Origin of the sequence: Mesorhizobium sp. M1217 (genome assembly GCF_040318275.1) — a bacterium.
Lineage (GTDB): Bacteria > Pseudomonadota > Alphaproteobacteria > Rhizobiales > Rhizobiaceae > Mesorhizobium.
In genome coordinates this window covers 20,693-34,045 of sequence record NZ_JAMYMA010000017.1, presented here as the reverse complement: position 1 = coordinate 34,045, position 13,353 = coordinate 20,693, and the positions used below count along the sequence as shown (strand labels likewise).

Annotated in this window: 12 protein-coding genes, 1 other RNA gene and 1 pseudogene; 7 read left to right on the top strand and 7 right to left on the bottom strand. The window is 62.6% G+C overall.

The annotated features are described in order from the left end of the window. Positions 1 to 35: 35 nt before the first annotated feature. Positions 36 to 347 (bottom strand): DUF2853 family protein, encoded by a 312-nt coding sequence (locus NKH37_RS25175; protein ID WP_023676702.1) that lies wholly within the window; start codon positions 345 to 347, stop codon positions 36 to 38. A 162-nt stretch (positions 348 to 509) separates the two neighbouring features. On the opposite strand from NKH37_RS25175, the gene ssrA reads away from it, so the two are divergent. Continuing rightward, positions 510 to 865, top strand: a transfer-messenger RNA (tmRNA) gene (gene ssrA / locus NKH37_RS25170). A gap of 83 nt (positions 866 to 948) precedes the next feature. Here ssrA and NKH37_RS25165 read toward each other — a convergent pair. Further along, a complete protein-coding gene (locus NKH37_RS25165) occupies positions 949 to 2,745 on the bottom strand; it encodes an acetolactate synthase 3 large subunit (protein WP_353003363.1) in 1,797 nt (598 codons plus the stop codon). Positions 2,746 to 3,150: 405 nt separating this feature from the next. On the opposite strand from NKH37_RS25165, the gene NKH37_RS25160 reads away from it, so the two are divergent. Beyond that, a complete protein-coding gene (locus tag NKH37_RS25160) occupies positions 3,151 to 3,891 on the top strand; it encodes an SDR family oxidoreductase (protein WP_353003365.1) in 741 nt (246 codons plus the stop codon). Positions 3,892 to 3,957: 66 nt separating this feature from the next. Here the strand turns inward: NKH37_RS25160 and NKH37_RS25155 are convergent. Then, a pseudogene (locus tag NKH37_RS25155) lies at positions 3,958 to 4,779 on the bottom strand (LysR family transcriptional regulator); the annotation flags it as partial. Between the two features lie 102 nt (positions 4,780 to 4,881). Beyond that, positions 4,882 to 6,087 carry a multidrug effflux MFS transporter gene (locus NKH37_RS25150; protein ID WP_353003367.1) on the bottom strand — a complete coding sequence of 402 codons (1,206 nt, stop codon included), beginning with the start codon at positions 6,085 to 6,087 and terminating at the stop codon, positions 4,882 to 4,884. Positions 6,088 to 6,254: 167 nt separating this feature from the next. Here NKH37_RS25150 and NKH37_RS25145 point away from each other — a divergent pair, with 167 nt between their 5' ends. The 4 genes from NKH37_RS25145 to NKH37_RS25130 all read left to right on the top strand — a co-directional run bounded on the left by NKH37_RS25145 (position 6,255) and on the right by NKH37_RS25130 (position 8,076). Further along, positions 6,255 to 6,944, top strand: coding sequence for a TetR/AcrR family transcriptional regulator (locus tag NKH37_RS25145; RefSeq protein ID WP_353003369.1), 690 nt, complete (start codon positions 6,255 to 6,257; stop codon positions 6,942 to 6,944). A 134-nt stretch (positions 6,945 to 7,078) separates the two neighbouring features. After that, the gene (locus NKH37_RS25140) at positions 7,079 to 7,615 is read left to right on the top strand and encodes an SspB family protein (protein WP_353041673.1); all 537 of its coding nucleotides are present in this window, start codon (positions 7,079 to 7,081) and stop codon (positions 7,613 to 7,615) included. Between the two features lie 18 nt (positions 7,616 to 7,633). Beyond that, positions 7,634 to 7,837 carry a DUF4169 family protein gene (locus NKH37_RS25135; protein ID WP_023720822.1) on the top strand — a complete coding sequence of 68 codons (204 nt, stop codon included), beginning with the start codon at positions 7,634 to 7,636 and terminating at the stop codon, positions 7,835 to 7,837. Positions 7,838 to 7,854: 17 nt separating this feature from the next. After that, complete coding sequence (locus NKH37_RS25130) at positions 7,855 to 8,076, top strand: ribbon-helix-helix domain-containing protein (RefSeq protein ID WP_352844475.1); 222 nt, start codon at positions 7,855 to 7,857, stop codon at positions 8,074 to 8,076. Between the two features lie 3 nt (positions 8,077 to 8,079). Here NKH37_RS25130 and NKH37_RS25125 read toward each other — a convergent pair whose 3' ends face one another. Beyond that, positions 8,080 to 8,352, bottom strand: a complete 273-nt coding sequence (locus NKH37_RS25125; RefSeq protein WP_245278655.1) for a CBS domain-containing protein — start codon at positions 8,350 to 8,352, stop codon at positions 8,080 to 8,082. On the opposite strand from NKH37_RS25125, the gene NKH37_RS25120 reads away from it, so the two are divergent. Beyond that, complete coding sequence (locus tag NKH37_RS25120) at positions 8,236 to 8,481, top strand: winged helix DNA-binding protein (RefSeq protein ID WP_352844476.1); 246 nt, start codon at positions 8,236 to 8,238, stop codon at positions 8,479 to 8,481. The two genes, NKH37_RS25125 and NKH37_RS25120, sit on opposite strands and share 117 nt — an antisense overlap. An 11-nt stretch (positions 8,482 to 8,492) precedes the next feature. Here the strand turns inward: NKH37_RS25120 and NKH37_RS25115 are convergent, their stop codons facing one another. Together NKH37_RS25115 and NKH37_RS25110 are read right to left on the bottom strand one after the other, a co-directional pair. Then, entirely contained in the window at positions 8,493 to 12,647 is a 4,155-nt protein-coding gene (locus NKH37_RS25115; RefSeq protein WP_353003371.1) for an AsmA family protein, read from the bottom strand. 115 nt (positions 12,648 to 12,762) lie between these two features. After that, positions 12,763 to 13,284 carry a hypothetical protein gene (locus tag NKH37_RS25110; RefSeq protein WP_352515711.1) on the bottom strand — a complete coding sequence of 174 codons (522 nt, stop codon included), beginning with the start codon at positions 13,282 to 13,284 and terminating at the stop codon, positions 12,763 to 12,765. Positions 13,285 to 13,353: the final 69 nt, after the last annotated feature.

Sequence of the window (13,353 nt, the reverse complement as noted above, 5' to 3'; positions counted from 1 at the left end):
AGCAGAAGCCTCGCCAGCATCAGCGGCGAGTTTGTTCAGAGCGAGCCGAGCATGCCCAGATCCTTGGCGACAAGATAATAGAACGTCACCCGGCTCTTGCTGTTGTCGGCCGCCATCGCCTTGCAGGTCTTTTCGATAGCCGCATCCGCCTTGGCGCCGTCGGTGACACCGAGCTTGCCAGCGACCCAGCTGTTCCTGACGCGCTTCAGTTCCTCCGGGTCGGTGCAGGACACCAGCGAGGAATCGCGGTTCCTGAGCGCGATGCCCAGATGCTTGACGATCTTGGCGACCGCGTCGGCATCCGCCGCCGCATCATATTTTTTTACGTCTGCGAGATAATCGGCCATCGAATTTCCCCTCGTCGGCGCCACGGGATCCGGTCGATGAGGATTGTGGCGCGCTGCCGCAACTGTGCGCTGGGTCTCCTCACCGCCACAAAGCTTCGGTTGAGACCGGCTGCAAGTCAACCCCTTGATGATCCACTTTGACACGGACGAAAGTGGCATTCCGGCCTTTCATTTTCCACCGCCAGTCCCTATATTCGCCTCGTCGGCTCGACCGACTATGGTGATAAACAGGCGATGAAATAAGCCGTTCGGACCCGGGGGCGGTACCCGGCGCCTCCACCAAAAACCGCCGCTCAAGAGCGGCTTTTGCTGGGGGCGAAATAGGATCGACGAAGGTGTAAAGATCGTACTTTTGCCCGGCATTGTACCACCGTTATCGGGCTAAACTTATAGTTGCCAACGACAACTATGCGGAAGCACGTCTCGCCGCGTAAGCGGTGCGATAGCTTCAATTCAAGCCCTAGTGGTTCGCACTTCTAGGCGGGGTTCGGAGGTACCTGGCAACAGAAACCTCCATTTCTTCCTTTTTTGATATGTGCAGCTGCAGGCCTCGCCGGCTGGGCTTTTTATGCGCCCTGATACGCTCAAAACGCCGCGACGTTTATACCAGCCCCTGGCTGACCGCGTCGATCGCACCGGCGAATGTTTCACCAGTAGCCTCATCGGGCAACAGCATCTCATTGTGCCCTCTGCCCGTCCGGACCATCGGAAAACAATTGGCGAGCTTGGCAACACGACAGTCGAGGAGCACCGGCCGGTCCACGTCGATCATTTCCTGTATCGCATCGTCAAGGTCGGCTGGTTTGTCACAGCGCAGGCCGACCGCTCCGAACGCCTCGGCCAATTTGACAAAATCGGGCAAGGCCTCGGAATAGGAATGCGCGAGGCGGTTGCCATGAAGGATTTGCTGCCACTGGCGAACCATGCCCATATATCCGTTGTTCAGGATGAATATCTTGATCGGCGCGTCGTACTGGACTGCCGTCGACAGCTCTTTCATGGTCATCTGAACCGACGCGTCGCCGGCGATATCGATGACGAGGCTGTCCGGATGAGCGATCTGCACGCCGAGCGCCGCCGGCAGGCCGTAACCCATCGTCCCCAGGCCGCCCGAACTCATCCAGCGGTTCGGCTTTTCGAAGCCGTAGAATTGGGCCGCCCACATCTGATGCTGGCCGACTTCAGTGGTGATGTATGTGTCGCGATCCTTCGTCAGCTCGTAAAGGCGCTGCACCGCATATTGCGGCATGATCACGTCGTTGTTCATCTCATAGGAGAACGAATTGCGTGCGCGCCAGCCGGCGATCTTTCTCCACCAGTCCTGAAGGCGGCTTCCATCCGGTTTCTGAGATAATGCGCGCCATAGACGAACCATGTCACCCAGAACATTGCCGACATCGCCTTGTATGCCGATATCGACGTGGACGTTCTTGTTGATCGAGGACGGATCTATATCGATATGGATCTTCCTGGAGTTGGGCGAAAAAGCATCCACACGCGAGGTCACGCGGTCATCGAAGCGTGCGCCGATACAGATCATGACGTCGCAATCGTGCATCGCCATGTTCGCCTCATAGGAACCATGCAGACCGACCATCTTGAGCCAGTTCTTGCCGGAGGCGGGGTAAGCTCCAAGGCCCATAAGCGTCGAGGTGACCGGAAAGTCGGTCAGTTGAACCAGCTCCCGGAGCAATGTCGATGCTTTCGGGCCGGAATTGACGATGCCGCCGCCGGCATAAATAACGGGACGGCTGGCATTGGCCATCAGCGCTATCGCCTGGCCGATCTTGTTGATGTCGCCCTGCAGCTTCGGTTGATAATTTTTCAGCGCAGCAACGTCCGAAGGCGGCGTGTACATGCCGGACGCAAACAGAACGTCCTTTGGCATGTCGACGAGAACAGGCCCCGGTCGCCCCGACTGGGCGATGCGGAACGCCCTATGGATCGCTGACGCTAAGTCATCGACGTCTTTGACCAAAGAGTTGTGCTTGGTGCAGGATCGCGTGATGCCGATCGTGTCACATTCCTGAAAGGCATCGGAGCCGATCAATGTTGTCGGCACTTGTCCGGACAGACAGACGATCGGCACTGAATCCATCAGTGCGTCCTGCAGGGGCGTCACGGCATTCGTCGTGCCTGGGCCTGACGTGACCAGCATCACGCCGACCTTGCCCGTGGACCGGGCATAACCCTCGGCGGCATGGCCGGCGCCCTGTTCGTGGCGCACAAGGATATGCTTGAGATCGTCCTGCTGGAATATCTCGTCATAGATCGGCAAAATAGCCGCGCCGGGATAGCCGAAAATATGCTCCACACCATTGTCTTTGAGTGCGCGGAGAACGATCTCCGCTCCTGTCATGCGGTTGCTCGTATCCTGAATGGAATTATCGCTTGTCATGGTTCTGTCCCGTAGCGTGATGAGGATGGGTTGACGGGGCATCGCCGAAATCGGGCGTAAGAAGAATTTCGGGCATAAAAAAAGGCCCCGTCGGGAGCCTGTTTGTCGCGCACGGGTGGCTGTCGCCGGATGGTTACACCATCCTGCCCATGCGCTTTCCTACCACTGCAAGAACCATAGCGATCTTCATGATCATCGCTGCTAACACAGAAAATCGCGCATCGTCAACGTCTCAGGCTAAGGCGTCTCAGGCCGAGGCGAAAACCCAAGGGCTTCCCTTCATCGGAATTTCCGATGGCAGCATTCGTATCTTCCCGTTTCCCTTCTCCCCTGCCTTTGTCGAACAAGGCTTCAGTTTCTCGCCGCGTGTCGGTCACGCCCCGCGAGCTACCTGATGGAGAAAAGATGAACCAGGAAACCACACCAACACCCGAACGCATCCTGATCGTTGGCGGCAGTTCCGGCATGGGGCTGTCGCTTGCCGAACAGCAGCTTGCTGCCGGCGCCGAGGTTACGATCGTCGGCCGCTCCGAGGACCGGTTGTCGGCCGCACGGCAGCACTTGCCTCACCCGGAAAGGCTGAGGACGATCGCAGCCGACGTCACAAGCGAGGACGAGGTCCAGCGCCTGTTCGAGGACGTCGGTACGCTCGACCACATCGTCTCGACCGCCGCAGACATCATCGGCGTCTATGTGTTGCTTCCCGAGATGGACGTCTCGATAGCGCGGAAAGTGACGGATTCCAAAGTCGTCGCGCCGCTTCTTCTCGCCAAACACGGCGCGCCTCGTCTGACGCCCAGGGGGTCGATCACGCTGACCTCGGGCATCGCCGCCTATCGTCCGGCGGCGAAAGGCTCGGTGGTAGCAGCCGTTAATGGGGCCCTTGGCTCACTCGCCTACGCGCTTGCCGTCGAACTGGCGCCGATCCGCGTCAATGTCGTCTCGCCGGGCTGGGTCGACACGCCGATTTGGGATGCCGTCGTCGGCAGCGGAAAGACGGTCGCGCTGGACGCCATGGCAAAGCGTCTGCTCGTCGGCCGGATCGGCCGGGCAGCCGACATCGCTCAAGCCATCACGTCCCTGATGCATAACGGCTTCATCACCGGAACCGTGCTTCATGTCGATGGTGGCCAGCGATTGGTCTAGTGATGGCCAGACCTCGCGAACCATTGCGAGGAACAGCCGCAAGACCGGCGCTTGAATGCGCCGGTGGCGCCATACCATGGTGACCGGCGTCACCGGGCTGCTTCCAACCCAAGGCAGCACGACGATATTGGCATCAGCTGCAGAAGCCACGAGACGTGGGACCAGCGCGGATCCAAGACCGGCTGCAACAAGGCTCCGTATCGCGCCCATGCTGGCGAACTCGCCGACCAGTTTTGGACGGTCAGGCAACGTTGCGGCAAACGTTTCGTCGAACATCCGCCTGTAGACGCAACCGGGCTGGGTGACGAGGAAGGCCTCGTCAGCCAGATCGTCGGGCGTTATGGCAGAATATCCGGCCAACCGGTGATTTGCCGGCATTATGATGACGAGCTCTTCTTCTGCCACCTGCTCGCTTCGCAGCTCCGGCGCCGCCACCGGGGCGGCCCCGAAATGCAAAGACACGTCCAGCGCCCCGCTGGCCACGCCGGCACGCAACCGGCCGCTATCGTCCGCCTGGAGGTTCAGTTCCACGTCTGGATAGCGCCGGTGGAATTCGCTCAGCAAGGCTGGCAAGCGCGTAACGCAAAGCGTCTCCAGGCCGCCGACAGTCAGGCGACCGGCAACCGTGCCGCTCGCGTCGGCGACAGCGGAACGGGCTTCGTCCGCGAGGTCGAGGAGATCGTTTGCGTAGTCCAGCAGGCGCTGTCCCGCCGCCGTCAGCTTCAAGGCACGCCGTGACCTGTCGAACAGCGACGTGCCCAGATCGGCTTCCAGCGCCTGGATCTGTTCCGTCACGCTCGATTGGGCAAGATGAACCCGCTCGGAGGCGCGTGTGATGTTCAAGGTGGTGGCGACCGCCACGAATGTCTTGAGATGTCGAAGCTGCATGTCCTGAACCCGTCATATAGGCATAGGCTGCTTTGAACCGGGATCGCAAACGTGAAAAGGCCGGGAACATCGCCCGGCCTTTTTTGTCTCGCTAGGAGAAGCTTACTCCGCCGGCGCTTCCGCAGCTTCGCGGCTGCGGCCGAGCGTTACCTTGGCCAGCGTGAAGGAGATCGCCGCGCAGAGCGTGATGCCCGCCACCATTGGCAGCGGCGTGCCGTCAAAGAACACGCCGGCGACGCCCATGGCGACCGCGCCGATGGCGAAGTGCAGCGTGCCCATCAACGCCGAAGCGGTGCCGGCGATCTCGCCATGCTCTTCCATGGCCAGCACCGACGTTGTCGGGATGACCAGGCCGAGAAAGCCGTAGCCGATGAACAGCAGCGCCGCCATTACGTCGAGCCGGTCGACACCCGATGCCATCACCGCAAACAGCACCACCATCGTCGTCGCATAGCCGGTCACCGCGACGCGCACCACGCGCTGCAGTCCGAACCGCTCCGATAGCAACCCGGTCAGCTGCGACATGCCGATGAAGGCAACCGCATTGATCGAGAAGAACACGCTGTAAACCGAAGGGGACAGGCCATAATGGTCGATCAGGATGAAGGACGAGCTCGACAGATAGACAAAGAAGCTCGCAATGCCGAAGCCGGCGATGGCCGTCAGGCCAAGGAAGTTGCGGTCGCCCATCAGGAAGCGGTAGCCGGAAAGTGCCGTCCCGAAGGACGAACCGGCGCGCTCTTCGACCGGCCGCGTCTCCTTGAGAGAGGTCGCCAGCAGGATGGTGGCGAGCACGGCCGCGCCCGTCACCGTCCAGAACACGGCGCGCCAGCCGAAGTTCTCGATGATCTGGCTACCGGTCAGCGGCGCCAGGATCGGCGACACCGAAAAAACCAGCATCAACAGCGACATCAGCTTGGCGGCTTCGGTGCCGGTGTGCAGATCGCGCACGATCGCGCGCGGCACCGCCATACCGGCGCTGGCGCCGAGCCCTTGCAGGAAGCGGAAGGCGATCAGCCATTCGATCGACGGGGCCAGCGCCGAGCCGACGCCGCCGACCATGAACAGCGCCAGGCCGCCATAGAGCGGCAGCTTGCGGCCGACCATATCGGAGATCGGTCCGACGACGATCTGACCGAAGCCCATGGAAAGAAAGAAGATCAGCAGGCTCATCTGCACGGCGGCGGTGCCGGCATGCAGATCCTCGCCGATCGACGGCAAGGCCGGAAGATACATATCGATGGCAAACGGGCCGATGGCGGACAATAGGCCGAGCACGACCGCAATGCGGAGGAATTTGGCGTTCATGATAGCAGGCTCTTTCGAATTCTGGTTGCCGCCGCGGGCCGGCGTGTAACCCTAGGACGTTCCATCCCGTGGAGTTCCGACTCTTCTGCGGAACGAAACCCCCTCGTGTTAGTCCACAAATTTAGACAGGCTTGTCTAATTCGTCAACCACCTCTATATAGTTTTGCATGAAGGCCAACGTTTCTCCTGACATTTTCCCGCCGCGGGGCCATGAGGCCAAGCGGATGTCAATTGTCGACGCCGCCGCCTCGGTCTTCTGCCGCGAAAGCTTCGCCGGTGCCAATATCGACATGATTGCCGCCGAAGCCGGCGTCTCCCGCCAGACCATCTACAATCATCATGGCGACAAGGAAAAACTCTTCGTTGCTATCGTTCGCGACCTCACCGAACGTTGCAATGCCGGCATCTTTGCCACGATCTCCACTTTTCCCGATCGACCGAAGGATCTCGAGGCCGACCTCATCGCCTTTGCCGTCCGGATGAACCACAACTGCATCTGCAACCGCGACGGAAAATTCCTGCGCAAGCTGATCCAGAGCGAGGGCGAGCGCTACCCCGAGCTCTTCGCCGAATGGCGCGAAGAAGGACCGGGCAGGACATGGCCGGCGATCGCCGCCCGTTTCGCCCGCCTCGCTCATGCCGGCTTCCTTGATATCGACGATCCCGATGTCGCAGCGCGCCAGTTCATGGCGCTTGCCAATGCCGAGTTGCAGACGACGTTCATGCTCGGCGGTACACCGACCGAGGACGAGGTGGTGCAATCGGCGACAAATGGCGTGCGCACCTTCCTGCGCGCCTTCGGCAAGCGGCAGCCTGTGGCCCGAGCAAGCAAACAGGGCGTGCTCGCCAGCGCTTGACGATCAAAGCCGTTTGGCGATCAAATCGTCGCCAACAGGCTTCGCTTCCGCACCCCGGCGATCTATATCCGGTTTACGCCGCGCTCAAGCTTGATTACAGCTATCAGGACGATTCAACGGAAGCCGACAGCCACATGGCCGACGACCACATCCGCTACGACATTCTGGCCCAGGAGGCGTTGCGCGGCGTCATGCGCAAGGTCCTGGCCGAGGTCGCGCGCACCGGTCTCCCAGGCAACCATCACTTCTTCATCACATTTCTCACCGGCGCGCCGGGCGTGCGCGTATCTTCGCGGCTGCGCGAACGCTATCCCGAACAGATGACCATCGTTATTCAGTTCCAATATTGGGACCTGAAGGTGAGCGACACCGGCTTCGAGGTCGGGCTGTCGTTTTCCGACGTGCCGGAGAAACTGGAAATCCCGTTCTCGGCCGTACGCGGCTTTTACGATCCGTCCGTCAACTTCGAGCTCGAATTCGACGTCAAGACGGATACCCCGGCTGAACAGGAGACAAAGGCCAAGCCTGCTCCCGAGCCGCTGGCCATCGTCGCCGAGAAAAAGCCTGAGACGAAGAAGAAAACCGCTGAGGCGGAACAGAAGCCTGCCGCGGCCGACGCCGGCGCCAAGGGGGCCGACGTGGTGTCGCTCGACGCCTTCCGCAAGAAGTGACCCGACGGGCGGCGTGACATGGCCGAGATCGTCAATCTCCGTCAGGCACGCAAGCAGAAGGCGCGAGCCGAGAAGGAGCGCCTGGCCGAACAGAACCGGGCGCTGCATGGCCGTTCCAAAACCAGCCGGGATCGCGACCGCCTGATCGCCGACAAGGCCGACAAATTCGTCGCCAGTCATCGCCGGGAAAAATCGGGCGATTCGGACAAATCCGATGCTTGAAGTGTGAGGGCGGTCGCGTGAGCCCGGTCGAAAAGCGCTCGGTCACCATTCGCGGCCACCGCACCAGCTATTCGCTCGAAAAGCCTTTTTACGACGACCTGATCGCCATCGCAGCCGCGCGAAAATTGACGCTCGCCGCGCTTGTCGCCGAAATCGACGAGAGCCGCCCGCGCGATGCGAACCTCTCCTCGGCGCTCAGGCTCTATGTGCTGGACTGGGCCAAGCGCCGCAAGTTGTAGCCTTCAGGCAACGCTATTTTGTTTCCTGCGCCGGATACGGAAGCCCAGCAAAGCCGAGCGGTCGCGTTCTTCGGCCTGCTTCTTCGATCTGACACGCATCAGGTCCTTCCAGCCGACATAGCCCACCAGCCGCGCATTTTCTCGCGTGACGACGGGCAAATGGGACACGTTCGCCATCAGCAGCTTGTCGGAGGGGCCCTCGAGATACTCATCCGGATAGGCAACCGTCTTTGCGAAGCCGGGCTCGTCGCGAGGGACCACGACGAGGAGGACCACCGCCGCGTGCTGCTGCGGCTGACCGACCGCGCCGACGACAGTCTCGCCGATCTGTCAGCCGCTCATCTCGACGAACTCGGGCGGATCGAGCCGATGCTGAAGCGCTTGCTTGCTGGACGCGGCGCATAAGGGATGCGCCGTCACCCGCCATTCAGCGATTTTAGCAGATCGTCGATCGACGAGGGATCGAACTTGAGCTTTGGCGGGGGCGGCACTGAGGGTGGCACGTTATTTGCGGCCGGTGGCGCACGTTCTGCTTTCTGCGCTTGCTCCGCCGCGGCCTTGCGTTCGGCGTCGAGCTTTGCCTTCTCTTCCGAGGCGATCCGCAACGCCTCTTCCGCCCTCTGGCGTTGCTGTTCTTCGGCCTGCGCTGCTTCCTCGGCAGCCTGTTGCGCCGCCTCGGCTTTGGCTTCGGCATCCGCTTTGGCCTTTGCAGCCGCCTCGGCTTTCGCCCTGGCCTCGGCTTCGGCCTTCGCCGCTGCATCCGCTTTCGCCTTGGCTACAGCCTGCGCCCTGGCCTCCGCTTCGGCTTGGGCCTGCGCCTCAGCTTCGGCCTTTGCCTTGGCGTCCGCTTCAGCCTTCGCCTTGGCTTCAGCCTGCGCCCTCGCCTCCGCTTCGGCTTGGGCCTGAGCCTCGGCTTCGGCCTGTGCCTTAGCGTCCGCTTCAGCCTTCGCCTTGGCTTCAGCCTGCGCCCTCGCCTCCGCTTCGGCTTGGGCCTGCGCCTCAGCTTCGGCCTTTGCCTTGGCGTCGGCCTCGGCCTTCAGCCGCGCTGCTTCCTGTTGCCTGCGCAGTTCCTCCGCCGCTCTTTCACGCTCGGTTTGCAGGGCAGCGTAGTAGCGCACCTCACGCCGCAGCCTTTGTTTCTCGAGCAGCGCGGCTTGCATGGCTTCGACCCGCTGCTGCTCCTTTTCCAGCGCACGCTGGGTCAGGAACTGTGCCAGTGGCTCGCTGTCGAACTGCCGTTTGATGGCGCCGAACGGACCGTCGACGCTGAAATTCAAAATTGGTTCGGAGCCGACCAGCGCCTCGTCGCCGGGTCGGTAGGCGATCTCGCCCTTGGCATCGACGGTGCTGGTATTCAGATCGGCGGTGATGTCGGCGGACAGCGTCGCGCCCGGGCTTTCGAATTTGACCGGTGGCGCCCTCAGCGTGCCGCCGGCGATGGTGAAGGCAATATCGGTGTCCTGCGCCGGAAAACTTCCCGCCGCGGCGATCTGCGGCACGAAGCCGGCAGTCTTCGACGCGTCGATATCGCGCCCTATCGCGTCGGCCTTGGCGATGAATGCGCCAAAGGCATCGGGATTGAAGCCGGCAATAGTCATGCCCTTCAGCGTCGCCGTGCCGGAACCGGACAGCGCCGCGACCATCGCGTCGACCGATTTGCCGCTGGTCGAAAGCGCCGTCGAGAAATCGCCGCTTCCGCTGAAACCGGCCTCCGGCAGCACGGCTGCCAGATCGGAGCCGGCGAGTTTCATCTGACCGGAGAAAAGCCCGGTGCCGTCATTGTTCTTGAGCTCGAACAGGCCACTCAACTCGCCGCCGAGGAATTTTGCCTTGAGGTCGGAAACACGAATGCCCTCCTGGTCGAGCTGCAGCGAAAGCGCAGCGTCATAGGCGGTGGCAAGCGGGCCGGCGGCAAGCGACGCCGCCGTCAGATCGAGATCGGCGGTAAATGGCAAACTGGATTTCTGGCTGAACGGTGCCGTCGGCCAGGCCCCGTCATTGACGAGGAAGGCCTGGTCGCCGAACAGCATCATCGCCATCGGATCGAGGTCCAGCTCGTCCAGCGACAGCGCGCCGGCAAGATGCGGCAGCCCCTCCTTGACGTCGATATTTACGTCACCGGAAACCGCCGCTTCGTTGACGGCGCCGTTGAGGCCGCTCAGCACCAAAAGACCATTGCCGTAGTCGGCATCGGCAGCAAGCGACGTCGACATGCCGGTCCCCATGCCAGGCAGGCCGACGCCGGTCGTCATCAGCCATGGCTCGATGTCGGCCGTTTCCAGGCTGACCTTGCCCTTGGCGGCCGCGCCCTGAGGCGTGTCGGCAACTGTCCCGTCGAAACCAGCTTTGAAGTCGTTGCCGGCCAGGCTGAAGCGTGTCGCCAGGCCGCCGCCAAGTGTGCCTTTGGCCGAGACGTCGGTGGTCGCCTCGCCGAGCATGCCGAGTGGCAGCGCCGGCAACCCGTAAAGCGCCAGAAGTGCGGTGGCGTCGGCGTTCCGGGCATTGAAGGTCAACGTCACCGGCGCTTCGAGGGGCCGGTCGAGCGCCCCTTTGCCGGACAGCGACGCCGAAAAGGCCGAACCACCGGCCCTGCCCTGTGCGCTCATTGCCAGTCCAGTCGTACCGTCGCCATTGTCTGCGGCACTCGTGACGGCGTCGATACGCGCATCCTGGAACAGCTCCGGATAGGCAGCGGCGCGCGCCGCCAGCCCCTTCAGCACCGCATTGTCCGGATAATGCCGGACGGCGACGTCGATCAGCGGCTTGAGGTCGACGGCGACCACCGAGGCGTCGAGCTTGCCGGTCGGGCTCGCTGGGAAGTCCTTGATCCGGCCGGTGGCGCTGATAGAGGCGCCGGCAAGTCCGCCGACCGACAGGCGGTCGATCTCAAGCAGCCCGTCGCGCAATCTAAGCGCGGTGTCGACGCTATCGGCGGTCAACCCACCTGCGCTGACCGGCCCGGCCTTGATCTGGAAATCGAGGTCGCGGTCGGAAAAGCGGTTGGCGCCCTTGTCGCTGACGAAGATCGAGGCGAAGGCGGCGAGCCCATCGACGTCGAGTTCGCCACCTTCCAGTTGCATCAGCACCGATGGCCTTGTGTTTTCGGGCTGGGTGGAATCGATGCGGCCGGAGAACTTCGCCTTGCCGAGGATGAGTTCGAGATCGCTGAAGGCCTGGTGTTTTTCACTCAAATCTACTTTTGCCTTGAAGCCAGCGGCCGGCAAGCGGCGGATCGCCTCGTCGACGTCCTTCGACAGCCAGGCGGCAAAGCCGGAGGGCTGCGCCACGGCCAGAAGCAGCGATCCGGTGAATCCAAAATGATCCTCGACGCTGACCATGCCATTGGCTTCCAGCTTGGCGCGGCCGGGCAGCGTGGCGGCCAGCGATTTTACCGCCCAGCCGCCCTCGGCCGGTTCGGCGGACAGATGCACGTCGCGAATCGTCGTGTCGCCTGCCACCACCGCCGGCAGTTTCACCTCGACCGTGCCCGGTATGGTCGGCTTCGGCAGATCGAGCAGCGCCTGCTCCAGCGCCGCCACCCGCTCGGACAGCGTCAATCCGGCACTGGCCGCCGCCCCCACTGCCTCGTCGAACTGCACCTGCGCGCCATTGGCCTCGATCGAGAAATGCGGCTTCAGCCCAAGGTCGACCGCAGCCTTGCCATCGGCGGTGTAGGGATTGTCGAGCGGTCCGGTCTCGAAGCGGAATTCGTCGACGCCGAGCTCCTGGTGGTCGAGCGAAAACTTGCCGTTCAGCCTGAACCCCGGATCCGGCTTGCCGGCGCTGACTTTCACTGCCTCGCCGTCGGTGCCGCGCAACTGCGCTACAGTCTGGTCTGCGCCCGATATCTTGAACTGGCCCGAATAGACCGCGGCGCCCTCGACGAGGCCCACATTGCCGTCGGTCTCGATGACCAGCGGATAGTCATCCGGACCGGCTTTGAGCCTGAGCCGCATTTGCCCGTCCGGTTCGGCCTTGCCGGTGGAAGCGGCGATCGTGGTCCGCAACCCGTCCAGCGACAGCGAACCGTCCAGCCGCCAGGGTCCGGCCAGAGACTTGGCCGAGATCGTCGAGTTGATCTCGGAAATAAGATGGCTACGGCCGCCGGCGGCGTGGCTGAGCGCGATCTGTCCTTCCGTCACCGTCAGCTTCTCGATGGAGATCTGGCCGGGATCGAACGGCGAGGACGGCCGTATCGTCCAGTCGACCGTGCCGTCGGCGGCGATGTCGATCGTCGCCTTCGGCCGCACCAGGCGCATGTCGAAGATCAGCACCTCGCCGCGCAGGAATGGCGCGAGTTCTGCATCCATCGAAAAGGTTTCGACGGTCATCGCCGGCTGGCCGTTGGGGCCACCGGCGACGGCGACGTTGGAAAAGGTCACCGAGGGAAACGGCAGCAGCCTTGCCGTTGCATCGCCTCGCACGGTCACCTTGCGGCCAAGAACGGCGCTCGCCTCGCGTTCGAAATCGGCACGGTAACCCGTCCAGTCGACAAAGTACGGCACCACCAGCGCCGCACACAGCACCAGCACGAGAAGCCCACCGAAGATCACGAACAGGCGTGCGAGCATGAACTCCGAAGCGGTTGATTGAAAATCAGCCGCACTCTACCCGCATCAGCGTGTCGATAAAGAGGCAATTCCCGCCAGACAGGCGTCCAGGGCAAAAGAAGGCGGCCAAGAAAACTCAGCGCGCGTCGCGCTTTGCCTGCGCCACCTTTGCCGCCTGCCGCTGCCGGCCGAGTTCCATCGGCCGGATCAGATTCTCGGGCCGCCGGCTCACGATCGCGCGCATGCCTTTGTGCGCGGTGCGCGTGTTGAACTCGGGACCGTCTGCCGCAGCGCCCTGCTTCATGGACAGCGCCTTGCGTGCATTCTCGACCAGCGAAACACGCGCTGCCAACTGGCGGCGGCGTTCGGCCTCGCCATTGAGCCGCCGCATGGTCATCGCCAGAACCGCCAGCTTCAACTGCGAACCTTCATCGGCCTTCGAGGCGCCGGCGCCCTTTGGCGCACCCTTGCCGCGCATTTCGCGGCGGCGGCGATGCGCCTCGGTCTGGGCCTTGTCGCGCCGTTCCCTTAGGAGCTTGACCAGGTTGGCGAGTTCGGCGTCGGCAAGATGCTGTACCGCTGGATGGTGCGACTTCTCGACGAGAGCATGTTCGTCGGCGCTCAGCGCCCGAGCCTCTTCCTTGCGTGAAATCGCCATGACACCATTCCTCCGTCTGTGACGCCTGCCTGCCTCTCAGGTCCTTGGAGTCTCGGTCCAAATGGTGGT

Excerpts from the sequence above, each read along its gene's own strand:
- NKH37_RS25175 (WP_023676702.1), bottom strand. The coding sequence starts at position 347 with ATGGCCGATTATCTCGCAGACGTAAAAAAATATGATGCGGCGGCGGAT.
- NKH37_RS25165 (WP_353003363.1), bottom strand. The coding sequence starts at position 2,745 with ATGACAAGCGATAATTCCATTCAGGATACGAGCAACCGCATGACAGGA.
- NKH37_RS25160 (WP_353003365.1), top strand. The coding sequence starts at position 3,151 with ATGAACCAGGAAACCACACCAACACCCGAACGCATCCTGATCGTTGGC.
- NKH37_RS25150 (WP_353003367.1), bottom strand. The coding sequence starts at position 6,087 with ATGAACGCCAAATTCCTCCGCATTGCGGTCGTGCTCGGCCTATTGTCC.
- NKH37_RS25145 (WP_353003369.1), top strand. The coding sequence starts at position 6,255 with ATGAAGGCCAACGTTTCTCCTGACATTTTCCCGCCGCGGGGCCATGAG.
- NKH37_RS25140 (WP_353041673.1), top strand. The coding sequence starts at position 7,079 with ATGGCCGACGACCACATCCGCTACGACATTCTGGCCCAGGAGGCGTTG.
- NKH37_RS25135 (WP_023720822.1), top strand. The coding sequence starts at position 7,634 with ATGGCCGAGATCGTCAATCTCCGTCAGGCACGCAAGCAGAAGGCGCGA.
- NKH37_RS25120 (WP_352844476.1), top strand. The coding sequence starts at position 8,236 with ATGGGACACGTTCGCCATCAGCAGCTTGTCGGAGGGGCCCTCGAGATA.
- NKH37_RS25115 (WP_353003371.1), bottom strand. The coding sequence starts at position 12,647 with ATGCTCGCACGCCTGTTCGTGATCTTCGGTGGGCTTCTCGTGCTGGTG.
- NKH37_RS25110 (WP_352515711.1), bottom strand. The coding sequence starts at position 13,284 with ATGGCGATTTCACGCAAGGAAGAGGCTCGGGCGCTGAGCGCCGACGAA.